Source organism: Corynebacterium sp. p3-SID1194 (assembly GCF_025144155.1).
Lineage (GTDB): Bacteria > Actinomycetota > Actinomycetes > Mycobacteriales > Mycobacteriaceae > Corynebacterium.
Genome location: NZ_JALXWY010000002.1, coordinates 21,151 through 45,878, shown reverse-complemented (window position 1 = coordinate 45,878; position 24,728 = coordinate 21,151). Strand labels below are relative to the sequence as shown.

The window sequence follows — 24,728 nt, the reverse complement described above, 5'->3', positions numbered from 1 at the left end:
GTCACGGGGGTGCGTGGGGGCCGTCGATGTCTACTTCAGTAGACAATGCGCCGTTTTCGGGACTTTTCGCTGCGCGCGGTGCGGGGTTGTTGCCTATGATTCGGAATCATCGACGCACCGCCACGCTGTGGTGGGCAGGGAAGCCGGGGGGCTCCCTGACCAAAGAACCGCACGTGCGGACAAAACCGTAAAGGTGTGGGGTGCGCGAATTCTCGAGGGGGGAGAAATCACGAATGTTGGGGCTCGATAACGACCCGATTCAAGCGCCGCCGGCTGCCGGGACTACTGCGCAGACGGCACCGCCACTGCCGACGGGGCAGCTCGATGCGGAGAGCGTGCCGCAGGCGGTGCGCAAACCGCCGGAGCCACTCATGCGCATCATCATGCCCGTGGTGATGGTCGCGGCCATCGGAGCGATGGTGGCTATCTTCGCGCTCAGCGGGCGCGGGATCAGCCCCATGATGATGGTCTTTCCGCTCATGATGATCATGGGCCTTCTGACCACGTTGAACCCGCCGGAAAAGGCCGGTGATATCGACGAGTCGCGCCGGGTGTATCTGCGCCATCTGGATGCCTTGGCGGAGCGTGCACGGAGCAATGCCGCCCAGCAGCGCGAGCACGTGGAATTCTTCCACCCGCACCCGGATCACCTGGTCAATGCCGTGGATGCGGAACGAGTGTGGGAGCGCACGAGCAAGGATCCGCGGGCATACGAGGTTCGAGTCGGCACAGGCAGGTCATCGTTGTGCACTCCGGTGGAGGTCGCAGATCCGGGCTCCCCGGAGGACTTGGATCCGGTGTGCGCGGTGAGTCTGCGCCGCACGGTCGCCGCGGTCAGCACAGTGCCGCGCATGCCTATCGTGATTCAATTGGAGGCATTCCCGCTGCTCACTCTGGCTGGCCCGCGGGCGCACGAGGTGGCGCGGTCGATCGTGGCGCAACTGGCGTTCTTCCATGGTCCGGAGGCAGTCGGGCTGGAAATCAGCGCCCCCGGGTTGGAGGCGGCGAAATGGCTGCCGCATACCCGCGACCCCGGCGCAGCTGGTTTCACTGTGGCGGTCGTGGATGCGGCATCGCCGAAGGCCATGGCCTATGGGGAAGCGGACTGTGTTCTCGCCGTCACCGAGGACACGAACGCGTTCGTCCACGACGATGCACTCCACCTGCTGTGCGGCGACGAGATCGACGCGGTGACCACATCCGGTGTGGAGAGACTCGGCGAGACCGACACGTTCAGCGCAGGCGCCGCCGAATTCATCTACCGCAACCTGGCGTTCTATCGCAGGCCGGACAACGGAAATGGGAACACACCCCGCGGCGGGGGACTGCTGGACTTGCTCGGCATCGACGACATCGACCATCTCGCCGGGCCCGCCATGTGGCCGGGACGCGAGGGGAGCCGGCAGCGTCTCACCGTCCCGATCGGCGTCGACCCAAACGGCGGGCCGGTCTACCTAGACCTGAAGGAATCGGCGCACGGCGGCATGGGGCCGCATGGGTTGTGCATCGGCGCGACGGGGTCCGGAAAATCAGAACTTTTAAGAACACTCGTTGTGGCGCTCGCGGCGACGCATTCGCCGGACGAGCTCAACCTGGTGCTGGTCGATTTCAAGGGCGGCGCGACCTTCCTGGGCTGCGAGGGATTGCCGCACACGTCAGCGGTGATCACCAACCTTGAAGACGAGGCGGTGCTGGTTGAGCGCATGTTTGATGCGATCTCCGGCGAGATGAACCGTCGGCAGGAGCTGCTGCGCGCGGCGGGGAACTTCGCCAATATCACTGAATACAACGCAGCGCGCACGAGCACCCGACCGGATCTCGACCCGTTGCCATCGCTGGTGATTGTGGTCGACGAGTTCTCGGAGCTGCTCGGCCAGCACCCGAATTTCGCGGATCTCTTCGTCGCGGTGGGGCGTTTGGGACGTTCGCTGGGCGTGCATCTTCTGCTTGCTTCGCAACGCCTCGAAGAGGGCAAGCTGCGCGGGCTCGATTCGCATTTGTCGTACCGGATCGGTTTGCGCACATTTTCCGCGGCAGAATCGCGCCAGGTGCTCGGGGTTTCAGATGCCTACGAGCTGCCCGCGGACCCGGGCGCGGGCTATATCAAGACAGCGTCGACGGAGCTCACACGCTTCAAAGCGTCCTATGTCTCCGGCCCGCTCATGCGTCCGGCTGAGCCGACGAGCCCAGGGGCAGCACCGCAGGTCAGGTTGTTCGCGGGATGGGACGAGGTTGATGAGCCCGCGGTCGCGGCGGCTCTTCCTGATCCGACGACGACGATGCTCGCCGAGGTCGTGAGCGCCGCGCAGAAGACAGCGGCAGCGCGTGGACAGAGCGCGCACACCGTGTGGCTTCCGCCGCTGCCGCCACGCGTGGGACTTCCGGAGGTGTGCGAGGACAGCGGGGAGCTCAAAGCGAGCATTGGGCTTATCGACGACCCGTACCACCAACGCCAACACCCCCTGACCATCGATCTCGGTGTCTCCGGCGGGCATGTGGCGCTGGCAGGCGGGCCGCAGACCGGCAAGTCGATGGCGGTGCGGACGATCATTGCCTCCTTGGCGGCGACGCACACCACAGACCAACTGGGCTTTTATGTCATCGACGCCGGTGGCGGGGACTCGGACGTGCTTGAATCCCTGCCCCACGTCGCCGGTGTGGCCGGGCGCGGCGACGAGGAGAAGGTGAAAAGGGTGGTGGATGAGGTGCTGGGGATCGTCGATAAGCGACGTGCGTTTCCCGCGCGGACCGTACTGGTCGTCGATGGCTGGCACTCGCTTATCGCTGCCGATTCGAAGCTGGAGGATCTGAAAGATGCCCTGGCCACGATCGCTGCGGAAGGCCCGGCTGCGGGTGTGCACTTGGTGGTGACCACGCAGCGGTGGAATGCGGTGCGGCCGAATGTGCGCGACCTCATCGGCACGCGTCTGGAGCTCAAACTCACTGAGCCGATGGATTCGCTGCTGGACCGGAAATTGCAGGAGAAGCTGCCTGCCGCGCCGGGCCGCGGCATTACCGCTGCGGGAAAGAGCATGCTCATCGCGGCGACCGCGAAGGAAGACATTGCGCACATTGCCGCGCAGGCGGCGGACCAGACCCCGGTGCCGAAGCTGAAGGTCCTGCCAGCGCGCATTGCCATCGACGAGCTCGCGCAGTCCGTGCCGGCTGAGCGAGACGGGCGGATCCTGCTCGGCATCGGCGGGCGCGACGTGGAACCTGTCACCTTCGACCGCCAGCACCTGCTCGCCGTCGGTGCTTCCGGCGCAGGAAAATCCACGCTGGTGGCAACGGTGATCGGGCAGCTTGCGACGATGCCGCGTGAGCGTGCCCGCATGGTGGTGATCGATCCGCGTCGCACCCATCTGCGGCACGCGGATCACCCGATGGTCGCGGCCTACGGTGGGTCGACCGATGCCGCGAAGACCGCGCTCGCGGATACCGCGACGACCCTGACTGCGCGTCTGCCTGGCCCCGATATCACTGCCGAACAGCTCGCCGCTCGCAATTGGTGGACGGGTCCGGATATTTACGTAGTCGTTGACGATCTCGAACTCGTTGGTGAAGAGAATCTCCGCCCGTTGCTGCCGCTCATCCCGCATGCGCACGACATTGGCCTGCACATCATCGCCGCCCGCAAATTCGGCGGCACGGGCCGTGCCCTGCTCGCACCGTTCCTCAGCGCCCTCAAGGACCAACTGCCCGACGTCGTGCTCTTCTCCGGCACCAAAGACGAAGGCGCGCTCTTCGGCGTTCGCCCGCTGCCGTTGCGCCCTGGCCGCGGCATCTTCGTCCGCGACAACGAGCAGATCGGCCCGATCCACATCGCAGAAAACACGCTTAGCGACGTCCCATCCGCACCCCAATCCGAGGAGACCCCATGACCACCGCCCACGTCACCGGCGGCCGCTCATCCGCTGCCGCCGACACGTCACCAGAACCGGGTGCTAAAGCCCTTCTCACCGTCACCGTCGATGATGAATGCACGGTCTTTTCCGGCCTGGCCAATGTGCACCGCTACGACAAGCCGTCCGCCGGCGAGATCGTCAGTTATGTCCGCAGTGTGCTCGGCGAACACCCGAAGTGGACACCCGTGCATCTCGTCGCGACTGATGCGACACTCAAGCAGCTCATCTGCGCATTCGGCGACTACGAAGTCGAGCTGACCTGCGAGTCGCTGGACGAGGCCGATGACACTGACACCCACCCCTCGACTGACGAATGGGAGGAAATCCGGGAAATCCCCATCCGGCGTCCAGCGCTGGAACCGCGTCGGCAGGAACGCTTCGGCCGATCCGGCTATGCGCTTGTCGGCGCGGTCGGTCTGGTTGCCGCGGTCTGCGCCTCAGCGATCTGGTTCGTCGCCGGACGGGGAAGCGACGAGGAAAGAGATGAGAATAGTGGGGCAGACATCGCAGTCTCCGGTGATTCGGCAGGTGCGGCGTTGCCGACGGACAGCGTCGGTGACGAGCCCGGTGAGACGCCTGCGCCTGATCCGGATCCCGCTGAACCGAAAATAGAAAAGGTCGTCCTCGAACAAGACGGTTTGACCGTGGAATTGCCCGTCGGCTTTCGCCTCGAGCCCGACGGCGACATGTGGCGAGCGACCGGACCTGACCCGGATTTCCGACTGCAGCTCGCGGTGGACCCGCTCTACGGCGTCCCGCCCGAAGACATCATGCGGCAGGTGAAAAAAGACATCGAGGAGGATCCGGAGCTTCGCCACACCGAAAGCGACGAGGTCAGCGTCCGCTACGAGCATGCGCTTCCGGACGGATCCCACGCATTGTGGTCCACCTGGACCGACCGTGACGTGCAGATTTCCATCGGCTGCCACACACGTACCGCGCCCACCACTGTTCAATTAGCCACGTGCACCATGGCCAACGAATCCGCTCGCTTCACCCCGCCCGGCTGAGGCACGAAAAAAGTTCCGGTTCGCAGGGAACCGAAACAGGGTGAAGAACAGTCCAATAAGGGTGGAAAGGTCACAAACGGCCTCAGCGCCGCAGACCACGTCCACAATCCATTGCACACAACAATATCGGGGGAGGAAATATGAGCACCGCTCAGTTCCGTACAGAAGCCGACGTCATGCGCAACGCGGCGAACAACGTAGACGACACCAACGACTCGGTCAATGCCGAGCTCAACCGCCTGCAGGATGTCGCGCAGTCCACGCGCGATTACTGGTCCGGCAGCGCGCAGGCCAGCTTCGACGATTTGATGGTCCGCTTCGATGACGCGGAGCGCCGTCTTGGCGAAGCACTCGGCGACATCGCGTCGAATCTCCGCGACAACGCCAGCAACTTCGAAGACGTCGACGCAACGAATTCCGATGCCTTCGCAAACATCGCACCAGCCGGCGGTCTTGCGCTGTAGCGCGCGAAACAACGCCACAAGCATCGGACCGGACCACACACCGCAACACGCACACACCACCACATTGATCTGAATCAGGGAGAACACACAGTGACAGTGATCAAGTACGGCTTCGGTTCACTCGCCGACGCCGCATCCGACATCGAGACCTCGTCCCGCAATATCGGCAGCCAGCTGGAGGACCTCAAAGACCAGCTCAAGCCGATGGTTTCCTCTTGGGAAGGCGAAGCGGCTGACCGCTACCAGGAGCACCAGAACAAGTGGGACACCGCGGCGCAGGACCTCAACGACATCCTTTCGGCCATCGGCCGCGCCGTCGAGGACGGCAACGACCGCATGCAGTCCGTCAACACCGCCGCCGCGAATAGCTGGGGGTAAAACGACGAACGAACACAAACCCAAACGCTGAACCGCTCATCTACCAAGCGGGCCAATTTTTGATCTGACCCAGCATCCCGCAGGGCAGACGCGGCGAACGGCCCGCACCAGAGCGTTTCTATTCCAATGCGTGCGCACCACCATGGGCAGGTGGGGCGCACGCATTTGTCGTGCTGTCCCCACAGCACGCACCAGCGCAGAAGCGAAAGTCGCGTTTTGGAGTCTGAGTAGGGCGTGCTCTAAGGTTTAAGCCCTGTGTGTTTTACCCACCGTGGATGAACCATGCCCGCCGCGCGAGCGGTGTGCAGTCAAGTGTTCGTCCCCGGGCCGCCCCACCGGGTCTCCACCGGCCGCCGGAACAGGGGAGGGCAAGGTTGAGCGCACCATGGCCGGCAGCCTCTAGATAAAGACTTCAAGGAGTCAAACATGTCTACCTACCACCCGAAGAGCGGTGACATTACCCGCAAGTGGTACGTCGTCGACGCTACCGACGTGGTGCTGGGCAAGCTTGCTTCCACCGTCGCAGACCTGCTGCGCGGTAAGCACAAGCCGCAGTACGCGCCGAACGCTGACACCGGCGACCACGTCATTGTCATCAATGCCGATAAGGTCCACATTTCGTCCAACAAGCGCGAGCGCGAGATGCGCTACCGCCACTCCGGTTACCCGGGTGGTCTGAAGTCCATCACCCTGGGCCGTGCTCTCGACGAGCGTCCGGACCGCGTGATCGAAGAGGCTGTGAAGGGCATGATGCCGCACAACCGCCTCTCCCGTCAGTCCATTAAGAAGCTTCACGTTTACACCGGCTCCGAGCACCCGCACGAGTCGCAGAAGCCCGAGAACTTCGAGTTTAAGCAGGTGGCGCAGTAATGACCGAGCCGAACAACATCACCGAAGAGACCACGAACGCCGCTGACCAGACTGAGGGCGTCGAGGCTACCCAGACCGACATCGATGCGGCTACCGCTGCCACCGAGGAGTTCAACTACACCATCGGCGACGCAGTCGCTGGCGAGGACGACTCCCAGGACGAGGTCGTCGAGGCTCCCGTTTACCACGAGGGTCCGATCCAGACCGTCGGTCGTCGTAAGCGCGCCATCGCACGCGTGACCGTCGTCGAGGGCGAGGGCAAGATCATCGTCAACGGCCGCGAGTTCGAGGACTACTTCCCGAACAAGCTCCACCAGCAGGACATCCTGGCTCCGCTGACGCTGCTTGAGCGCGAGAACCAGTTCGACATCAAGGCGAACATCGGCGGCGGCGGCCCGACCGGCCAGGCTGGCGCACTGCGTCTGGCTATCGCCCGCGCGCTGAACATCTACAACCCGGCTGAGCGCCCGACCCTTAAGAAGGCCGGTTACCTCACCCGTGACGCTCGTGCCGTGGAGCGCAAGAAGGCTGGTCTGCACAAGGCCCGTCGCGCACCGCAGTACTCCAAGCGTTAATCGCTGCTGTACGCAGGCTTTACGCCGCTGCTCCCGCATGTCGGGGCGGCGGCGTTCTGCTTTTCAGGGGGACGAAAGAAAAGCAGCTTATCGACGCCCCGACCCACGCAGTCGGCTCTTGAGAACGGGATGAAAACCCTCACCGAGCGAAACACAACGTGTACGGCATAATTATCTTTCATGACTCGACTGTTTGGTACTGACGGTGTTCGTGGGCTCGCTAACGAAGCGCTGACGGCGCCGCTCGCCCTGAAATTGGGGCAGGCGGCGGCGACGGTGCTGACGCAGAATAAGCGTTCGGAGCAGCGGCGGCCCACCGCGATCATTGGGCGTGACCCGCGTGTGTCCGGCGAGATGCTCGCCGCGGCAATGGCGGCCGGAATGGCGTCGAAGGGGGTGGACGTGCTGCGTGTGGGCGTGATTCCGACGCCGGGTCTGGCGTTTCTCACCGACGATTACGGTGCCGATATCGGTGTGATGATCTCCGCATCGCACAACCCGATGCCGGATAACGGCATCAAGTTCTTCTCCGCCGGGGGCAAGAAGCTCGCTGATGCTGTGGAAGACGAGATTGAGCGCGCAATGGAGAACCTGGAACCCGGTGGTCCGACGGGCACCGGGATCGGCCGCATTATCGAGGAGTCGCCTAATGCGCACCTGCGTTACCTCGAGCACCTGGCGGAGTCGATGACGACATCGCTGTCAGGTATCAAGGTCGTGGTGGATTGCGCGAACGGTGCGGCATCGAAAATCGCTCCGGAAGCGTACGCCGCGGCGGGCGCTGAGGTCGTGGCGATCTTCAACGAGCCGAATGCGTACAACATCAACGACAACTCCGGCTCCACGCACATCGACCAGGTGCAGAAGGCTGTCGTGGAGCACGGCGCGGATCTGGGCCTGGCTCACGACGGTGACGCCGACCGGTGCCTGGCTGTTGATGCAGAGGGCAATGTGGTCGACGGCGACCAGATCATGGCGGTGCTGGCGCTGGGGATGAAGGAGAAGTCGTCGTTACGCGAAAATACGCTGGTGGCGACTGTGATGAGCAACCTTGGCCTGAAGATCGCCATGCAGCGAGAAGGCATCGCCATGCGTGAGACGAAGGTCGGCGACCGCTACGTGCTCGAGGAGCTCAATGCGGGCGATTTCTCGCTCGGCGGCGAACAGTCTGGTCACATTGTGGTGCCCGCGCGTGCGACGACGGGCGACGGAACCCTGTCCGGCCTGCTCATCATGGAGCGCATGGCGGAGACGGGCAAGACCCTGCAGGAGCTTGCGAGCGTGATGACGGTGCTGCCGCAGGTACTCATCAACGTTCCTGTTTCCGATAAGTCCCGCATTCTGGAAAGCCAGGAGATCAAGGACGCTATCGCTGAAGCAGAAGAGGAGCTGGGCACGGGCGGCCGTGTGCTGCTGCGCCCGTCCGGCACGGAGGAGCTGTTCCGCGTCATGGTGGAGGCCTCTGAGGAGGAGCACGCCCGCAAGGTCGCGGGGCGTCTGGCCGCGGTGGTCGCAGCGGTGTAAACAAATTTTCGGTTCGAGGGAACCGAACTGGCCTAGCGGCAGTCTAAGTCTGTGGAAGATGAAGGCTGCCGCTTTTTGCGGCTTCAACCATGCTGGGGGAGTGATGAGTGTGGCCGAGCAGTTGCACCTAGAACCGGACGAGTTCCGGGAAGTGTTGGTAACGAGGATAAACAGTTATAACGAGGCGATTGACCGTCTAGAGCGAGCGAAACCGTCGGTGGACGCCGGAGTGTTCGGGGAGGGGTTCTCGGAGCGCGGGGACAAGATCTCCTCGGCGGTGGACCGTGTCTATGACCGGACGGTGGACCGCCTGCGCGCACGCGTCAACCAGTTTGAGGAGATGTTGCGGCTGGCCGCGGATGTGGACGGGGTTGACCACGACAATGCTGCGAGGTTCAACCAGGATGTCTAATGCGAAGCTCAAAGAAGGTCTGGGGGAGATCGCACGCACCGTAGCCGTACTACCGGGAGTCCCGCCGACGGATGTGGAGTTTGTGGGGCAGAAGGTCTCGTCCATTTCCGCGAAGATCGACAAGACGAATGGGATGGACATCGCGTCCGTTCCACCGCAGGTGGAATCGTTGAACCCGAAGCCGGCGTGCGCCGCTTCCGCGCCGGGGAGTCCCGTGGGCATCGTCGGTGTTCTCGCTGCCATGCCCATGCTGACGGAGTTGGCCTCTGGGTCGGAGGAGTGGCTGTGCAGCGTCGGCGTGGCCAGCCATGAGAGTGACCTTGATGGGGAGCAGGGCACGCATGCTGATGCGTTGGATGATCTCCACCAGCAGTCCTGTGACTGCGCCGATTCCGTCAAGGACATCGATGAGTCAGCCGATTGCGGCATACAGGCGACGATTGATGTGATCCTCGATCTGCTTGCCGCCCTGAAGGATTGCCCATTGGTGGCGCTTGGCTCCACCGTCCTCGCCCCGATTCTGGAGGGCTTGGTGTGCATTGAGGGCACCGTCGACGATCGCAATGATTCGATTGATCAGTGCTACGACGGGTTGGAGCAGCTTTGCGACGGCGCTGGTGCAACCACCCCGCCCGCCACCAAGCAGTACACGCCCTCTGGCGAATGCCCACCTGCCCCTGCGCCCGCGCCTGTGCCGGAGCCCTGTCCGCCGGCACCGCCGGCGCCGCCTGCACCGCCTGCGCACCCCGCTCCGGAACACGTTCCCGCACCTCCGGTTGCCGAGTGCCCTCCGGAGCAGGCACCGCGGCCAGCTGAACTACCTGAACCTGTGCCTGACGCGCCAGCTCTTTCGCAGGTGACCGTTCCTGCGGCCGCGGGGCTCGATGCTGGCGTGAATATCAACGTCAATGTTGACGTCGATGTCACCTTGGGCGCGGACGGCGCTGTCCAGCAGACTCCGGTAGCGCAGACGGTCCCTGCCCAGTGCCCGAACGCGCTCGTTCCCGCCCCACCGGCAGTCCCGCCTATCGGCCCCGCAGGTGACTGCGTGGTCCAGCATGTCATCGCCGGACTCGAAGCTTTCGGCCAATCAGTTGCAGAGTGCCTGGCGCAGATCGAGTGCCCAGTCGAGCCAGTTGTCGATTGCCCAGAGCCAGAACCAGAACCCAAGCCGGAACCGGACTGTCCGGAGGAGAAGCCGGAGCCGGAACCAGAACCAGAGCCGGACTGCCCGGAGGAGAAGCCGGAGCCAGTACAGGAACAGCCCGAGTGCCCGGAGGGGACGATCCCGCCGCCGCCTGAGTTGGCTGAGGTGAAAGAACCGCCGCCACCGCCGAAGAAGGCATTGATGGAAGCGGCTGCAGTCAGCGGCGCGGAGGCGGTGCCGGAGCAGCAGGAGATGCAGATGGAGGAGCCGGCGGAGAAGGCACAGCCTGAACAGGCAGGCGAGAGCCACCGGGCACGTAAGACAGGGGGATGGTAATGGATTTTCAGCAGTTCGCGGAACAGTTCAAAGACCGTACGGCGCGGCGCATGCTTGAATTCGAGCGGGTGCTCAAAGAAAGCCAGCGGCAAATGGAGCAATCGGCGCGTCAGCAGGCGCTGGCCAGGGAGATGAACGTGCAAAAACCGCCCGTGCAGACACCGCGCGGAACATACCGCGGGGCCAGGCACGGGCGGGTGCAGGGAGTGCTCCGGAAAGAAGGGCCGACGGAGCAGCGGCGCGCCTAAGGGCAGCGCCGGCGGACGCTAGAAGATGCTCTTCACATCGCCGCGGGCGAAATCCGCGCGGTCAGCGAGCTCTTTGCCGAAGACGGACTCGACACCCTTGCCGGCAGCATCCATCTCCGAATAAGCGGAGTAGGTCTTGTCGCCGTCCAGCTGGTGCAGCAAAAAGCCGGTGACTAGGCCACGGACGGTCTCCTGGACGCTGGCCTTGGAACGGCCCTGACCGAGCAGGAATTTCTTGAAGCCGTCTTCGCTGAAGGACTTCTGGTTGCCGTCCTCGACAGTGCGGTAGGCGACCGGGCCGGACCAGTTGAAGGCCAGTTTGGCCGGGTTGCCCGGGTCGAAAATAGCGTCCGCGTCCTCATCCGGGCCGATGATCAGGCCGGGCAGGAACAGTGAACGGGCGGCGTTATCCGCAGACGGGGCGACCGAGGCCGGGTAGATCGGGGCGACGGCCTTGACCTTCTCGTTGTTCACGGACGCGAGGACTGCGCACCCGCCGCCCATGCCGTGGCCGATCACGCCGAGCTTGCCCGGGCTGACGGTGGTGTTGCCGTTGCCCAGCTTCACGCCACCGAGGATCTGCAGCGCCGTCTCCAGGTCGGCGGCGAAACCAGCGTGGTTCGGCTTGAAGCCGCACTCCGTGTCGGGAACAGCCACGGCGATGCCCCAGCTAGCCAGGTGGCGCAGGGTCTTCTCATAATCTTTGGCGCTCTTCATCCAATCGTGGCCGAAAGCGACGCCGGGGACTGCCTTCCCGTCGGCGGGGACGTACACCTTGCCAGGCAGGCCGGTGTAGCCAAGGTCGCCTTCCATGACCCGGTGAGGGCCACGCTTGGATAATTCGCTGAGCTTCTTCAACTTCGCAGACACGAAGAATAGGATACTGCATCGACGTGCGCGGGTGCGGCAGATCAGCACGTTGCGGGCAGCGGAGCGCTGCGGAGCGTCTTTGACGCATGCATTATCCTTGTCCACATGTGTGGAATCGTGGGATACGTAGGTAACCAGCAGGGCTTGCCGATCGCACTGGAGGCGCTTCGCCGGATGGAGTACCGCGGGTACGACTCGGCAGGCATCGCAGTAGCGGGCGGGGGAGAACTCAACGTCGCTAAACGTGCAGGCAAGCTGCAGAATTTGGAAGACAAGATCGCTGAGCTCGGCGAGGGCTCGCTGAGCGGCACGACGGCGATCGGCCACACGCGCTGGGCCACCCACGGCCGTCCGACGGATGAGAATGCGCACCCGCATCTGTCGTTCGACGGCCGTGCGGCGATCGTCCACAACGGCATCATCGAGAATTTCGCGCCGCTGCGCGATGAGCTCGAGCGCGAGGGCATCGAGCTGGTCTCCGACACGGACTCCGAGGTCGCGGCGCACCTCGTCGCACGTGCCTACAACGGTGTGGATGACGGTTCCACCAAGGGCGATTTCGAAGCATCGGCGCTCAAGGTCCTGAACCGCCTCGAGGGCGCATTCACCTTGCTGTTCACCCATGCTGACCACCCAGAGAAGATCATCGCTGCGCGCCGATCCACCCCGCTGATGGTGGGCGTCGGCGAGGGCGAGATGTTCCTCGGTTCCGATGTCGCTGCGTTCATCGAGTACACGAAGGACGCGGTTGAGCTGGAATCCGACTCGGTCGTGGTGATCACCGCCGACGAGTACAAGGTGCTCAATTTCGACGGCACCCCGGGCACCGGCAAGCCGTTCACCATCGACTGGGATCTCGAGGCGGCTGAGAAGGGCGGCTACGACTCCTTCATGATGAAGGAGATCTACGAGCAGCCGGCCGCTGTGCGCGACACGCTCGCCGGCCACTGGGACGGCCAGCGCATCGTGCTGGACGAGAACTCGATTTCCGAAGCAGAGCTGAAGGCTTTCGACCAGGTTTTCGTGGTCGCCTGCGGATCCGCCTACCACTCCGGCCTGGCGGCGAAGTACGCGATCGAGCACTGGGTGCGCATCCCGGTGCAGATCGAGGTGGCGTCCGAGTTCCGCTACCGCGACCCGGTGCTGGATGAGCGCACGCTGGTGCTGGCGATCTCCCAGTCGGGCGAGACCGCTGACACCCTCGAGGCAGTCCGCCACGCCAAGACGCAGGGCGCGAAGGTGCTCGCGGTGTGCAATACCAACGGCTCCCAGATTCCGCGTGAATCGGATGCGGTGCTCTACACCCACGCCGGCCCGGAGATCGGCGTGGCTTCCACGAAGGCATTTTTGGCGCAGGTGGCAGCGAACTACATCGTCGGCCTGGCGCTCGCGCAGGCAAAGGGCACGAAGTACCCGGATGAGATCGAAGCGATCTGGGATGAGCTGGAGGCTATCCCGGAGAAGATCGAGCAGGCGCTGGCCAACCACGAGGAGTGCGGAAATATCGCGGAGACCCTCGGCGCGGTGAAGACGATGCTCTTCCTGGGCCGTGGCGTGGGCTTCCCGATCGCGCTCGAGGGCGCGCTGAAGCTCAAGGAGCTGGCGTACATTCACGCTGAAGGCTTCGCCGCCGGCGAGCTCAAGCACGGCCCGATCGCACTGATCGAGGACGACCTGCCGGTCGTCGTGATCGTGCCGAGCCCGCGCGGCGTGTCCCAGCTGCACTCCAAGATCGTCTCCAATATCCAGGAGATCCGCGCCCGCGGCGCAAAGACGATCGTCATCGCGGAAGAAGGCGACACCGCAGTGGAGCCGTACGCAAACTGGCTGCTGCGCATCCCGCAGTCGCCGACGATCATGCAGCCGCTTCTGGCTACGGTCCCGCTGCAGTTCCTGGCCGCGTTCATCGCGGAGCAGAGCGGCAACGAGGACATCGACAAGCCGCGCAACCTGGCCAAGTCGGTCACCGTCGAATAAACCAGCCCCCACAGCACAACTCCGCACAACCAGAACAGGTAGCCACGTCCCGGAATGCTGCACGCCGTCCAGTTCGCGTTCGTTGATTCGATCAACTTGCTGTTGATCGGCGTGATCGTCGCTGTCGGCGTGATGGTGCCCCGGGGCAGCCGCAGGTACGCGAAGACCACGGCGTTGCTGATTGCAGGCGACTGGTGCGGCGTGGCCGCGCTGGCCTTCCTCATGCTCGTCGTCTTCGACGGGCTGGGGGATGTGGTCCAGCGCTTTGTCGAAGGGCCGATTTTCGGCATTCTGCTCATCGCCACCGGCATTCTCACTGGCCTGCTCGCGCTTCGCGGCGGGGATAATTCAGGCCTGGTCAACCGCATTTTGGAGCCGCTGAAGACACCGTCGGCGAAGACTGTCGTGGTCGGTTTCGTGCTCGGCCTGATCCAGTCCGCGACATCGGTGCCGTTCTACGGTGGACTGGCTGTGCTGTCGGCGGCCGGGGTGGATGTGGCGGTGCGCTATGCCTTCCTCGTGCTCTACGCCACGATCGCGCTCAGCTTGCCCACGCTGTGCGCGCTCGCTGTCGGGTGGGTGCGCCGCGCGCCTCAGAGCCCGGCAGGCCGCGCATTCGCCGTCGCGCGCGAGAACTCGGAGAAGGTCTCGCTCGGCGCTACGTGGGCGGTCGCGCTGCTGCTCGTCGTGTTGGGCACCATCCACATGGTCTAGCCCGCGCAGTGGCACAATATTTCCCATGAGTTCTTCTGTCGTGCGCGTTGATCTGGGCGCGATCGCGCACAACACGCGCCTCATCAAAGAGCAGCTGGGCAACGCGCGCTTGATGTGCGTGGTCAAGGCTGACGCCTACAATCACGGTGCGCAGCACGTCGTTCCCACCATGGATCAGGCGGGCGCAGACGCATTCGGGTTGGCCACATTCGATGAAGCGCGGCGCGTGCGCGAGCTCACCGACAAGCCTGTTCTCGCGTGGTTGTGGGAGCCGGGAGAGGAGATCCCTGAGGGGGTCGAGGTCGCCGTCCCTGGCATGGAGCACCTCGCGTGGCTTATTGAGCATCCCGTCGATACATCGGTGCACATCATGGTGGACACGGGCATGAACCGCTCGGGGCTCGACGAGGAAGACTGGGAGCGCGCGTTCGCTCAGGCGCGTAAAGCGGGGCTCAATATCGTGGGCGTGATGTCGCATCTCGCGTGCGCGGACGAGCCAGAACATCCGTACAACATGAAGCAGCACGCCGCGTTCGACCGCGCGATCGCGGCAGCCCGCAACGCGGGGTTCGCTGCCACGCGCAACCACCTCGCTAATTCGCCGGGCACTCTTACCAGAGCAGCATTCGCGTACGAGCAGGTCCGCGCGGGGGTCGCGTTGTACGGCCTCAACCCCGTCGCGGAAAAGAGCGCAACGCTTATCGACGCCGCCTTGCTCACCCCCGCCATGACCTGGTCCGCCCGCCTGACTGCTGTGAAGCGGATCAAGCAGGGTGAAGGCGCAAGTTACGGGCTGACATGGACTGCTCCGGCTGACGGCTGGACCGCCGTCGTCCCAGTGGGCTACGCAGACGGGCTGCCCCGCTCGTGGCAGGACGCGGTGGAAGTGACCATCGACGGTGTGCGCTACCCGCAAGTGGGGCGCGTGTGCATGGACCAGTTCATCATCTGGCTCGGGGATAACGAGCACAATGCGGCTGTCGGCGACGAGGCCGTCATCTTCGGCGACGGCGGCATGAGTGCTGCTGAACTAGCGGACCGCGCCGGGACGATTCACTATGAAGTGGTGTGCGCGCCGCATGGCAGGGTGCGCAGGGAATTTGTGGGCGCAGAAGACATCGAGAAGCGAAAGGGCGAGGGGCAATGAAACCGCCGTTCACGGAAAAAGGGACCGTCGAGTGCGACACAGCCGAGGACACGAAAGCGTTCGGTGAACGCCTCGGCGCGGCGCTGGAAGCCGGCGACGTTGTGATCTTGGACGGTCCGTTGGGGGCGGGGAAGACCACGCTCACCCAGGGAATCGCTCGGGGCATGGGGGTCAAAGGCCGGGTGACCAGCCCGACATTCATTATTGCGCGGGAGCATAAAGCGTCGATAAGCGGGCGCCCTGCGCTTGTCCATGTGGACGCGTACCGGCTGCTCGACAGCGTCGGCGGTACGGGCGCGGTGGACCCGCTGGGCGAGCTCGATGCCCTCGACCTGGACACGGAACTGACCGATTCTGTCGTCGTCGCGGAATGGGGCGGCGGGCTCGTCGAGCAGATCGCGTCGCGCTACCTGCTGGTGGAGCTCGACCGCGAGACGCGCGCAAATGAGGACCCCGAATCGCAGGGTCGCATCATCTCGTGGACACCTTCCGAGTAGGGTTGTGGCCATGCTTAAGCTCACAGGTGCCCAAAAAGGCTGGTTCGCAATCGTCATCGCACTGTGGATCATGGCGCTCGCCGCGATGATCTTCGTTCTGCCGAAGCTGAGCACGGGTTCGGCGACTTCGGCCGCTGCTGCCCAGGACGGGTCTGCCACCGGTTCCCTCGCCGAGACGCTGCAGGCCATGGAGCCTACGAACAGCAACGAAGTCGTCGCAGAGATGATCGATCTGCGCCGCGTGTACGGCGAAGAGATCACCGCATTCGCTCCGGTGTGCTCCGATGAGCCGCAGGAGCTTATCGACGCCAAGCTCGAGGCAGCCGGCGAGCATGCCGATAAGGTCACCTTTGAAAACGGCGAGAACTACATGATGGTTACGAAGGACCCGCAGGTGGGCGTCTCCATCGTCGATGCGATTCCGTCCGACGTGCTGGATCTGTGCAACGGGAACTACTTCGACCAGTTCTTCAGCACTGACCAGGGCTACCCGGTGCACTGGGACAACGAGAACAACATCTGGCGCTTCGGCTTCCGCGCTGGATAGAAGGGCCTGACGTGTCAGGAATGCTCGTCTTAGCTATAGACACTGCCACCACCGACCTCGTGGCCGGCCTGGTGGAGGTGCGCGACGGGCAGCAGCCGCAATCAGCCGCGGCGTTGGCTGAGCGGGTGGTGGCGACGCGCTCGCACAATGAGCTGCTCGTTCCCACCGTGGTGGAGCTGCTCGCTGAGGCCGGCCGTGAGTTTTCCGACCTCGACGCAGTCGTCGTCGGCTGCGGCCCCGGCCCCTTCACCGGCTTGCGTGTCGGTATGGCCACCGCCTCCGCAATCGGCCAAGCCCTCGGCATTCCCGTCCACGGCGTGTGCACCCACGACGCGGTGGCCCAACTGATTCACGCTGATGGGGCAGCGACATCCTGCCTTGTCGTCACCGATGCACGTCGCCGCGAAGTGTATTGGGCGCACTACCGCGACGGTGCACGCATTGCCGGGCCGGATGTCGTGGCACCTGCGGAGCTTCGCATCGACGATGCAGACGCAGTCGACGTGTTGAGCGTGCCGGAAAACCTCCGCGAACAGGTCCTTACCGCCGATATTCACGCCGATGACATCACCTACGTCGCACCACGCCCGACAGGCCTGGTCGCCGTGGCCGATCTGTCAGGTGAGCCTGAGCCGCTCGTTCCTCTTTACTTGCGTCGACCTGATGCGAAAGTACCGGCGCCGACACCGAAATCCCCGGCGATTCCCGACGTTGCGGGCCTTAACGGTTCACCGGTGGGCACCGGTGCGGACAGCACGAAGGGGGAGTAGATGGAACTGCGCGAGCTGACCGTTGCCGATGCAGCTGCGACCGCAGCGATCGAAGCAGATGTCTTCGCGGGCGAAACCCCCTGGTCGCGCGATGTATTTGCCGTGCAATTCGCTCACCCGTACACCTTCTATGTCGGCGCGTTCGAGGACGGCGGCGGGGATGACAGTGAGCTCATCGGTTACGCCGGGCTCGCCAAGCTCGGTCCGCCGGAAGACCCGGAATTCGAGGTGCACACGATCGCCGTGGCGCGAGAACACCAGGGCCGCGGCATCGGCCGGGTGCTCATGGACCAGCTCGTCAACGCCGCGGACATGTATGACGGCCAGATGTTCCTCGAAGTGCGCACGGACAACACCGCCGCGCTCGCGTTGTACGCAAGCTACGGTTTCACTCAGATCGGCGTGCGCAAAGGCTATTACCAGCCCACCGGCGCGGACGCGTACACGATGATGCGGCCGAGCATTAGCGAGCGCGGCGGGAACGAAAACACCGGCGGCAGCAACGGGCCGATTGAAAGGAGCACATCATGATCGTCTTAGGGATCGAATCCTCCTGCGACGAGACGGGCGTGGGCATCATTGAGCTGTCGCCCGACGGCGCCATGGAGATCCGTGCCGACATCGTCGCTTCCTCCATGGAACAGCACGCGCGCTTCGGTGGTGTCGTCCCGGAGATCGCGTCCCGCGCCCACCTCGAGGCTATGCCGCAGGTGATGGAGAAAACACTGGCGGAAGCGGGCGTCGATAAGCCTGATGCTGTCGCGGCAACTGTCGGTCCGGGCCTGGCGGGCGCGTTGCTCGTCGGCGCGTCGGCCGCGAAAGCGTACGCCGCGGCGTGGGGCGTGCCGTTCTACGGCGTCAACCACTTAGGAGGCCATGTCGCCGTGGCCAACCTCGACAGGGGAGAGGAACTTCCGCACTCGATCGCGTTGCTCGTCTCTGGCGGCCACACGCAGATCCTCGAGGTCGATGCCGTGGGGCGCCCGATGAAGGAATTGGGCAGCACGCTTGACGACGCTGCCGGCGAGGCCTACGACAAAGTCTCCCGCCTCTTGGGGCTCGGCTACCCCGGCGGCCCGGTGATTGACCGGCTGGCGAAGCAGGGCGACCCGAATGCCATCCGCTTTCCCCGCGGCTTGTCCCGGGCAGAAGACATGCGCGGCGAGCACCGCTACGACTTCTCCTTCTCCGGACTGAAGACCGCGGTGGCCCGCTACGTCGAAGCGGCAGAACGCAACGGCGAGGTGATCAGCGTCGAAGACGTCTGTGCGTCCTTCCAGGAAGCAGTCGTGGACGTCCTCACCACTAAGGCGGTCATGGCCTGCGAGGACACCGGCGCACAAACGCTGCTGCTCGGAGGTGGGGTGGCCGCGAACTCGCGTCTACGCGAACTCGCGGAGCAGCGCTGCGCTGATAAAGGCATTGAGTTGCGCGTCCCGCGCTTCGCTCTGTGCACCGACAACGGAGTCATGATCGCCGCGCTGGCCGCCCAATTGATTCACGAGGGTGCGCAACCATCAGGCCTGGACACCGCCACGGACACCTCGCTGGAGGTGGAGACCCCGCTCGCGGGGGCAGGGGCCAGCTTCGGTGCCGAGCTAACCGGTCAATAACCACGTACGCTTAGGGTCGTTGCCTTTACCGACCACGCACCAAAGGATGAGAGTATGGCGATCCACAGCGACAACGAGAAATTCGGGCTGCTCGTCAATCCCGACCTGACCTTCCACCGCATCGTCTTTGATATCGACAGCGCGAATCAGTTTCTTGGGCCGGTCGTCCAGGAGAGTGTGAAGGTGGCTTTCGAACAGGACGGTCCGACCTACGACGCGTACTTCTCGCCCGAGGCGAAGGAGAAGAGCGCAGACCCGAACCCGGTCGCGTCGATGGCGCGCAACACCGCGGCCACCGATAACCCCGCGTTCCTGCAGGACCCGTCCACTGCCATCTCCGGCCCGGTGATCTTCACCGGCCGCGAGGGCAAGAGCATCGACGATGAAGTCGTCGAGGGGATTAAGAACACCATCCGCGCTGTGCGCAACTACCGCCAGGACAACGAAGAGGAATACCAGCTCTGGCGCAATGCGGTGCTGAACCTGGGCACCCCGCAGGTTTAAAACAGTGCTGTTCATGCAGCAATAACAGCGATGATCACACAAGGCTGGGCGTTAATGCCCGGCCTTGTTGTCGTCTAGCACTCACGTAGGTAGAGTGCTAATCAGGTTTTGGGCACAGTTTGTTCACCCGCGACGACGGCTGCGCATCGCGAAACCTCGGCAAAGAAGAACAACTTTCAAGAAAGGTTTTCACCGTGGCAAACGTCAACATCAAGCCCCTCGAGGACAAGATCCTCGTCCAGATCGTCGAGGCTGAAACCACCACCGCCTCCGGCCTGGTCATCCCGGACTCCGCACAGGAGAAGCCGCAGGAAGCGACCGTCATCGCTGTCGGCCCGGGCCGCTGGGACGATGAGGGCGAGCACCGCATTCCGGTCGACGTCAAGGAAGGCGACACCGTCATCTTCTCCAAGTACGGCGGCACGGAGCTCAAGTACGGCGACCAGGAGTACCTGCTTCTGTCCGCTCGTGACCTGCTGGCCGTCGTCGAGAAGTAAAGAAGGGGGAACTGACTCCCAATGGCAAAACTGATTGCATTTGATCAGGAGGCCCGCGAGGGCATCCAGCGCGGCGTTGGCGTTCTCGCCGATTCCGTGCGCGTCACGCTCGGCCCGCGCGGCCGCAACGTGGTGCTGGACAAGGCCTTCGGCGGCCCGACCGTCACCAACGACGGTGTGACCATCGCCCGCGACATCGATCTCGAGGACCCCTTCGAGAACCTCGGTGCGCAGCTGGTCAAGTCCGTCGCGGTCAAGACCAACGACATCGCAGGCGACGGCACCACCACCGCGACGCTGCTCGCGCAGGCGCTTATCGACGAAGGACTGCGCAACGTCGCAGCCGGTGCCAACCCCATCGAGCTGAATAAGGGCATTTCCGCCGCAGCCGAGAAAACCGTCGAGGAGCTCAAGGCTCGCGCCACCGACGTGTCCTCCTCCGAGGAGATCGCCAATGTGGCCACGGTTTCCTCCCGCGATGAGGTCGTCGGCGAGATGGTCTCCGGCGCTATGGACAAGGTGGGCAAGGACGGTGTCCTCACCGTCGAGGAATCCCAGTCCATCGACTCCTTCGTGGATGTCACCGAAGGTATCTCCTTTGAGAAGGGCTTCCTGTCGCCCTACTTCATGACTGACCCGGAGGCCGGCCAGGCAGTGCTCGAAGAGCCGCTGATCCTGCTGGTGCGCAACAAGATCTCCTCTCTGCCGGAATTCCTTCCGCTGCTGGAGAAGGCAGTGGGCACCTCCCGTCCGCTGCTGATCATCGCCGAGGATATCGAGGGCGAGCCGCTGCAGACCCTCGTGGTCAACACCATCCGTGGTGCCCTGAAGGTCGCTGCCGTGAAGTCCCCGTACTTCGGCGAGCGCCGCAAGGCCTTCATGGACGACCTTGCAGTGGTGACCAACGCGACGGTCATCGACCCGGAGGTCGGCGTCAACCTCAAGGACGCTGAGCTGGACGTGCTGGGCAGCGCCCGCCGCGTCACGGTGACCAAGGATGACACCGTCATCGTCGACGGCGCCGGCTCCGCTGAGGCAGTGGAGAACCGCCGCCAGCAGATCCGCCGCGAGATCGAGAACACCGACTCCACCTGGGACAAGGAGAAGGCCGAAGAACGCCTGGCCAAGCTGTCCGGCGGTGTCGCCGTCATCCGCGTCGGTGCCCCGACCGAGACCGAGGTCAACGAGCGCAAGCTCCGCGTCGAAGATGCCATCAACGCTGCCCGTGCGGCTGCGCAGGAAGGCATCATCGCCGGCGGTGGCTCCGCTCTGGTGCAGATCTCGAAGCAGCTCGAGACCTACGCCGAGGAATTCGACGGCGAGCAGAAGGTCGGCGTGCTGGCAGTCGCCCGCGCACTGACCAAGCCCGCTTTCTGGATTGCGGAAAACGCCGGCCTCGACGGCTCTGTCGTGGTGTCCAAGATCGCCGATCTGCCGAACGGTGAAGGCTTCAACGCCGCCACCCTCGAGTACGGCAACCTCATCGAGCAAGGCATCATCGACCCGGTGAAGGTCACGCATTCCGCAGTGGTCAACGCCGCATCCGTCGCCCGCATGGTCCTCACCACTGAGGCATCCGTTGTGGATAAGCCGGAAGAGGACGACGAGGAGCACGGCCACAGCCACTAGCTCTTTGTCGCCTCACCGAGGCGCAGCGCGATAGAAGAAACGCCCCGCCTCCCACACCACCTGGAACAGTCTCCAGTTCGGAACAGTTTCCAGAAGGGTGTGGGAGGCGGGGTCTTTTCTATTCGGGCAGCCAGCCCAGAGTTTTAGACGGCGGCGACCTTCGTCTTCGCGCGACGGTTGGTGGTGCCGCGAAGTGCAGCCTGGCGCTCGGACTCGCTCATACCGCCCCAGATGCCGTACGGCTCAGCAACGGCGAGAGCATGCTCACGGCACTGCTCCAGGACAGGGCAACCGAAGCAGATCGCCTTAGCGCGGTTCTCGCGGTTGGTGCGGGCGCGGCCGCGCTCCCCGTCCGGGTGGTAGAAAACATCGGAAGCCTCGCCGCGGCAAGCTCCGTGGAGCTGCCAATCCCAGAAGTCGGCGTTCGGTCCCGGCAGCTGCTGCGGCATGGACATCGTGGGCATTGAGTGAAAATCTCCTCAGACTGGTGAACTTCGAACAACCGCTTCTTGCGCGCCGGCGCAGCTGGGTGAGCCGTTTTAAAAGCCGGGGCGCTGTGAAGCACGAGATAGGAGTGTGCAGGGGGCGGGTAAACAACTGGTTTCTGCCAGGTGTCCCACAGTTTGAACTAAGGGATTTCGCGGGTGCAGCATCGCTGTGAACTGTGGGAACCGCCACAGGTTAAAGGTCGGTGAATTATAGGTGACCGTCCGCGCGTCGTCTCACGACAGATCATGAGTCACAGACGTCCCAAAAATATAGACATCTGGGGGTGGGTATTGGATGCGGTGCGGTGACGGTGTGGGATCGGTGGAGGGCGTGGCCGACGCATTTATGCTGTACATCGTCGAGGACGTACTATGGACTCGCCCAAATACCGGTGATCTGGCGTAGTCTGCACTAGATTCTTCCCGAAAGGGATTCACTGGCAGGTGTTCCCCGGGACTGCGCGGGAGCGCACGGGGAAATGAAAGGACCGCCAAGGTGAAGGACGAGGACCCGCGAAGGAGAGACGTGGCCGCACACGATGCCGACGACCGCCTCGCCTCCCTCGTCCCCCTGGCGCAGGACGGCGATCAGCGCGCACTGAAAGAGATCATCAAGATCGTGCACCCGACGGTGCTGCGGTATGCCCGCGCCCGCATTAGCGGCGGTCGCACCCCCACGGCGGAAGACGTGGCGCAGGAAATCTGCCTCGCGGTGGCAACCTCCGTGCACAAATACCAAGACACGGGCAAGCCGTTCATGGCATTCGTGTACGGCATCGCGTTCAACAAGGTCACCGATGCTCACCGCGCCCTATCCCGCGATAAATCCAGCCCCACCGATGACGTTCCTGACCAGGAATTTCTCGGCAGTACCCCCGAAGATGCAGCCATGGTCGAGGTAGGAAGTAACAGAGTGCGCGCATTGCTCGATCTGCTTAGTGAGAAGGCAAGGGAGATTGTGGTTCTCCGCATTTTCGTCGGGCTCTCCGCCGAAGAGACAGCAGAGATCACCGGCAGTACCGCGGGAGCGGTGCGCGTCGCCCAGCACCGTGCGCTAGCCACGATGCGAAAAGCCGTCGAACAAGAACAACAACAAGAAGAACGAATACCGCGAAAGAGCCGGCACGAACAGCCAAGGTGAAGCGGAGCGGGAAGAAGCGAGGAGGGTAGCCATGGAACCGAAATTCACTAGCCGCGGGGGACACCGCAACGCCGGCGACGCCGATTACACGGCGAACATGGATGAGCTGTCGGCCAGTGATGCATTCTTGACGGATCTGTCGCGCGGTGTGGATCCTGCAGGTGGATCCGATGAATTGGCTGCCCTGCTGCTTGGGCTGCGCGACGAGGTGGAGGCGCCGATGCCGGCGGCTCCGGACCCGGCGGACTTCCCGGAGTTGTTCGGGGAGGACTTTGGCGGCAATACTGTCTCCACGAGCGAGGCTGTGACGGAGGAGAACCCGGCAGTGGTGTCCCTCGACCAGCGTCGTGCGAAGCGGGGCCGCCACTCGCATGCTGCGGCCACGACCGGCAAAGGGAAGAGCTTCCGCACCAACCCGTGGCTCGCTGGCCTCGCCGGCGCTGCCGCAGCGACCGTCATGGTTGCAGGTACCGGCGCGGCGCTCTACCACTCGTCACCAGGGTCGGCACTGTGGGGCCCGTCTGAGTCGATCTTCGGTGAGCGCACCAATTCGGTGGAATTCGCCAGCGCCCTCGACGAGATCGACAGCAAGACGGAATCCGGCGATATTGCCGGGGCCCGTCTGCTTATTGATGAATTGAGGAACTCCCTCGACCAGGATCGTACGGAGCGCGCAAAGCAGGCCGAGGATGACGGCGAAGCGCAGGTCGTGAAGGCACCGTCAACGGTGACGGTCACCCATGACCCGAAACCGGAGGAGAAGCCGGAGCCGGCCAAGGAGGCGAAACCGGCGACGGTCACGGTCACTCCGGAGCCCGTTACTCAAACGGTGACGGTCACTGAGACTGCGCCGTCGTCAGGCGGGAACGGGGGCGAGACGTCGTCAAGCGCGCGCTCCACGTCGACAACCCCGACGATCCCGACGACGACGAAGCGGCTCGGTGCCCCGCAGCAAGCGGAGCAGTCCTCCCGGTAGTTTCGGTTTCGGCTAGCGCTCGTCGAGTCCGTCGAGGTAGCCCAACGCGTAATCCCACGGCACGTACGCGCGCGGATTCGGCTCCGCGCTGGGCTCGTGCACGGGCGGCAACTCGCCCTGCAAGCTGGCAATCATGTTCGTGATCATGATGTCCCAGTCGTAATAATGGACTTCCTCGCAGTCCTCGCACAGGAAGTGGATGCCGAGGATTCCGCGGGGCTCGAGCACGAGCTTGAACTCGCGGGTCTGCGCAAGATCGCGCAGGACCGCCTGGCGCTCTTCCGGGCTGAGCGGCTCCACGACTTCGTCATCCTCGATGAAGGATGCGGGATCGTTGGGATCGTCTGCGAACGGGTCGCGCGGCATCATGGAGTCAAAATTCACGTCTCCAACCTTATGGCCCGGCGGCGGAGAAGTTCAATTTTCGTGCGGTTTTCTTTGCCCGCCCCTGACCCGGCACCCGATTTGCGCGACGCACTATGCTGACAG

General features: G+C 63.9%; 26 protein-coding genes. 23 read left to right on the top strand and 3 right to left on the bottom strand.

Annotated elements, in window-relative coordinates; all coding sequences use genetic code 11:
- Positions 1 to 233 precede the first annotated feature (233 nt).
- The 10 genes from eccCa to M3G19_RS02315 all read left to right on the top strand — a co-directional run bounded on the left by eccCa (position 234) and on the right by M3G19_RS02315 (position 10,869).
- Positions 234 to 3,881, top strand: a complete 3,648-nt coding sequence (gene eccCa, locus M3G19_RS02360) for a type VII secretion protein EccCa (protein WP_259900275.1) — start codon at positions 234 to 236, stop codon at positions 3,879 to 3,881.
- Complete coding sequence (locus M3G19_RS02355) at positions 3,878 to 4,915, top strand: type VII secretion-associated protein (RefSeq protein ID WP_259900274.1); 1,038 nt, start codon at positions 3,878 to 3,880, stop codon at positions 4,913 to 4,915. The genes eccCa and M3G19_RS02355 overlap by 4 nt, the downstream gene beginning before the upstream one ends.
- 140 nt (positions 4,916 to 5,055) lie before the next feature.
- Positions 5,056 to 5,379, top strand: coding sequence for a WXG100 family type VII secretion target (locus tag M3G19_RS02350; protein WP_259900273.1), 324 nt, complete (start codon positions 5,056 to 5,058; stop codon positions 5,377 to 5,379).
- A gap of 90 nt (positions 5,380 to 5,469) precedes the next feature.
- The gene (locus tag M3G19_RS02345) at positions 5,470 to 5,757 is read left to right on the top strand and encodes a WXG100 family type VII secretion target (RefSeq protein ID WP_087117191.1); all 288 of its coding nucleotides are present in this window, start codon (positions 5,470 to 5,472) and stop codon (positions 5,755 to 5,757) included.
- 426 nt (positions 5,758 to 6,183) lie between these two features.
- The gene (rplM, locus tag M3G19_RS02340; protein ID WP_210573880.1) at positions 6,184 to 6,627 is read left to right on the top strand and encodes a 50S ribosomal protein L13; all 444 of its coding nucleotides are present in this window, start codon (positions 6,184 to 6,186) and stop codon (positions 6,625 to 6,627) included.
- Positions 6,627 to 7,202: a 30S ribosomal protein S9 gene (gene rpsI / locus M3G19_RS02335; RefSeq protein WP_259900272.1), complete on the top strand. Its 576-nt coding sequence runs from the start codon at positions 6,627 to 6,629 to the stop codon at positions 7,200 to 7,202. The genes rplM and rpsI overlap by 1 nt, the downstream gene beginning before the upstream one ends.
- A 180-nt stretch (positions 7,203 to 7,382) precedes the next feature.
- A complete protein-coding gene (gene glmM, locus M3G19_RS02330; protein ID WP_259900271.1) occupies positions 7,383 to 8,726 on the top strand; it encodes a phosphoglucosamine mutase in 1,344 nt (447 codons plus the stop codon).
- 58 nt (positions 8,727 to 8,784) lie between these two features.
- On the top strand, positions 8,785 to 9,138 hold the full coding sequence (locus tag M3G19_RS02325; RefSeq protein ID WP_259900270.1) for a hypothetical protein: 354 nt from the start codon (positions 8,785 to 8,787) through the stop codon (positions 9,136 to 9,138).
- On the top strand, positions 9,131 to 10,621 hold the full coding sequence (locus M3G19_RS02320) for a hypothetical protein (RefSeq protein WP_259900269.1): 1,491 nt from the start codon (positions 9,131 to 9,133) through the stop codon (positions 10,619 to 10,621). The genes M3G19_RS02325 and M3G19_RS02320 overlap by 8 nt, the downstream gene beginning before the upstream one ends.
- Complete coding sequence (locus M3G19_RS02315) at positions 10,621 to 10,869, top strand: hypothetical protein (protein ID WP_210573876.1); 249 nt, start codon at positions 10,621 to 10,623, stop codon at positions 10,867 to 10,869. Before M3G19_RS02320 ends, M3G19_RS02315 begins: the two co-directional genes overlap by 1 nt.
- A gap of 18 nt (positions 10,870 to 10,887) precedes the next feature.
- On the opposite strand, the gene M3G19_RS02310 is transcribed toward M3G19_RS02315, so the two are convergent.
- On the bottom strand, positions 10,888 to 11,739 hold the full coding sequence (locus M3G19_RS02310) for a dienelactone hydrolase family protein (RefSeq protein WP_259900268.1): 852 nt from the start codon (positions 11,737 to 11,739) through the stop codon (positions 10,888 to 10,890).
- Positions 11,740 to 11,844: 105 nt separating this feature from the next.
- Between M3G19_RS02310 and glmS the strand changes: the two genes are divergently transcribed.
- The 11 genes from glmS to groL all read left to right on the top strand — a co-directional run bounded on the left by glmS (position 11,845) and on the right by groL (position 21,634).
- Positions 11,845 to 13,716, top strand: a complete 1,872-nt coding sequence (glmS, locus tag M3G19_RS02305) for a glutamine--fructose-6-phosphate transaminase (isomerizing) (protein ID WP_259900267.1) — start codon at positions 11,845 to 11,847, stop codon at positions 13,714 to 13,716.
- A 54-nt stretch (positions 13,717 to 13,770) separates the two neighbouring features.
- The gene (locus M3G19_RS02300; RefSeq protein ID WP_259900266.1) at positions 13,771 to 14,430 is read left to right on the top strand and encodes a hypothetical protein; all 660 of its coding nucleotides are present in this window, start codon (positions 13,771 to 13,773) and stop codon (positions 14,428 to 14,430) included.
- 25 nt (positions 14,431 to 14,455) lie between these two features.
- Positions 14,456 to 15,577, top strand: a complete 1,122-nt coding sequence (gene alr, locus M3G19_RS02295; RefSeq protein WP_259900265.1) for an alanine racemase — start codon at positions 14,456 to 14,458, stop codon at positions 15,575 to 15,577.
- Positions 15,574 to 16,074: a tRNA (adenosine(37)-N6)-threonylcarbamoyltransferase complex ATPase subunit type 1 TsaE gene (tsaE, locus tag M3G19_RS02290; protein ID WP_259900264.1), complete on the top strand. Its 501-nt coding sequence runs from the start codon at positions 15,574 to 15,576 to the stop codon at positions 16,072 to 16,074. Before alr ends, tsaE begins: the two co-directional genes overlap by 4 nt.
- 10 nt (positions 16,075 to 16,084) lie before the next feature.
- Entirely contained in the window at positions 16,085 to 16,621 is a 537-nt protein-coding gene (locus tag M3G19_RS02285) for a hypothetical protein (RefSeq protein WP_259900263.1), read from the top strand.
- 20 nt (positions 16,622 to 16,641) lie between these two features.
- A complete protein-coding gene (gene tsaB, locus M3G19_RS02280) occupies positions 16,642 to 17,391 on the top strand; it encodes a tRNA (adenosine(37)-N6)-threonylcarbamoyltransferase complex dimerization subunit type 1 TsaB (RefSeq protein WP_259900262.1) in 750 nt (249 codons plus the stop codon).
- Entirely contained in the window at positions 17,392 to 17,922 is a 531-nt protein-coding gene (gene rimI, locus M3G19_RS02275; protein ID WP_259900261.1) for a ribosomal protein S18-alanine N-acetyltransferase, read from the top strand.
- A complete protein-coding gene (gene tsaD, locus M3G19_RS02270) occupies positions 17,919 to 19,004 on the top strand; it encodes a tRNA (adenosine(37)-N6)-threonylcarbamoyltransferase complex transferase subunit TsaD (RefSeq protein ID WP_259900260.1) in 1,086 nt (361 codons plus the stop codon). Before rimI ends, tsaD begins: the two co-directional genes overlap by 4 nt.
- Before the next feature lie 54 nt (positions 19,005 to 19,058).
- Positions 19,059 to 19,508: a hypothetical protein gene (locus M3G19_RS02265; protein WP_259900259.1), complete on the top strand. Its 450-nt coding sequence runs from the start codon at positions 19,059 to 19,061 to the stop codon at positions 19,506 to 19,508.
- A gap of 194 nt (positions 19,509 to 19,702) precedes the next feature.
- Complete coding sequence (groES, locus tag M3G19_RS02260; protein WP_076599172.1) at positions 19,703 to 20,005, top strand: co-chaperone GroES; 303 nt, start codon at positions 19,703 to 19,705, stop codon at positions 20,003 to 20,005.
- Positions 20,006 to 20,026: 21 nt separating this feature from the next.
- Complete coding sequence (gene groL / locus M3G19_RS02255) at positions 20,027 to 21,634, top strand: chaperonin GroEL (protein ID WP_259900258.1); 1,608 nt, start codon at positions 20,027 to 20,029, stop codon at positions 21,632 to 21,634.
- Between the two features lie 143 nt (positions 21,635 to 21,777).
- Here groL and M3G19_RS02250 read toward each other — a convergent pair whose 3' ends face one another.
- A complete protein-coding gene (locus M3G19_RS02250) occupies positions 21,778 to 22,089 on the bottom strand; it encodes a WhiB family transcriptional regulator (protein WP_259900421.1) in 312 nt (103 codons plus the stop codon).
- A gap of 559 nt (positions 22,090 to 22,648) precedes the next feature.
- Here M3G19_RS02250 and M3G19_RS02245 point away from each other — a divergent pair.
- The gene (locus M3G19_RS02245; RefSeq protein WP_259900257.1) at positions 22,649 to 23,263 is read left to right on the top strand and encodes a sigma-70 family RNA polymerase sigma factor; all 615 of its coding nucleotides are present in this window, start codon (positions 22,649 to 22,651) and stop codon (positions 23,261 to 23,263) included.
- A gap of 31 nt (positions 23,264 to 23,294) precedes the next feature.
- Positions 23,295 to 24,239 (top strand): hypothetical protein, encoded by a 945-nt coding sequence (locus M3G19_RS02240; RefSeq protein WP_259900256.1) that lies wholly within the window; start codon positions 23,295 to 23,297, stop codon positions 24,237 to 24,239.
- 12 nt (positions 24,240 to 24,251) lie between these two features.
- Here M3G19_RS02240 and M3G19_RS02235 read toward each other — a convergent pair whose 3' ends face one another.
- Positions 24,252 to 24,623, bottom strand: a complete 372-nt coding sequence (locus M3G19_RS02235) for a DUF5319 domain-containing protein (RefSeq protein WP_259900255.1) — start codon at positions 24,621 to 24,623, stop codon at positions 24,252 to 24,254.
- Between the last annotated feature and the right edge of the window lie 105 nt (positions 24,624 to 24,728).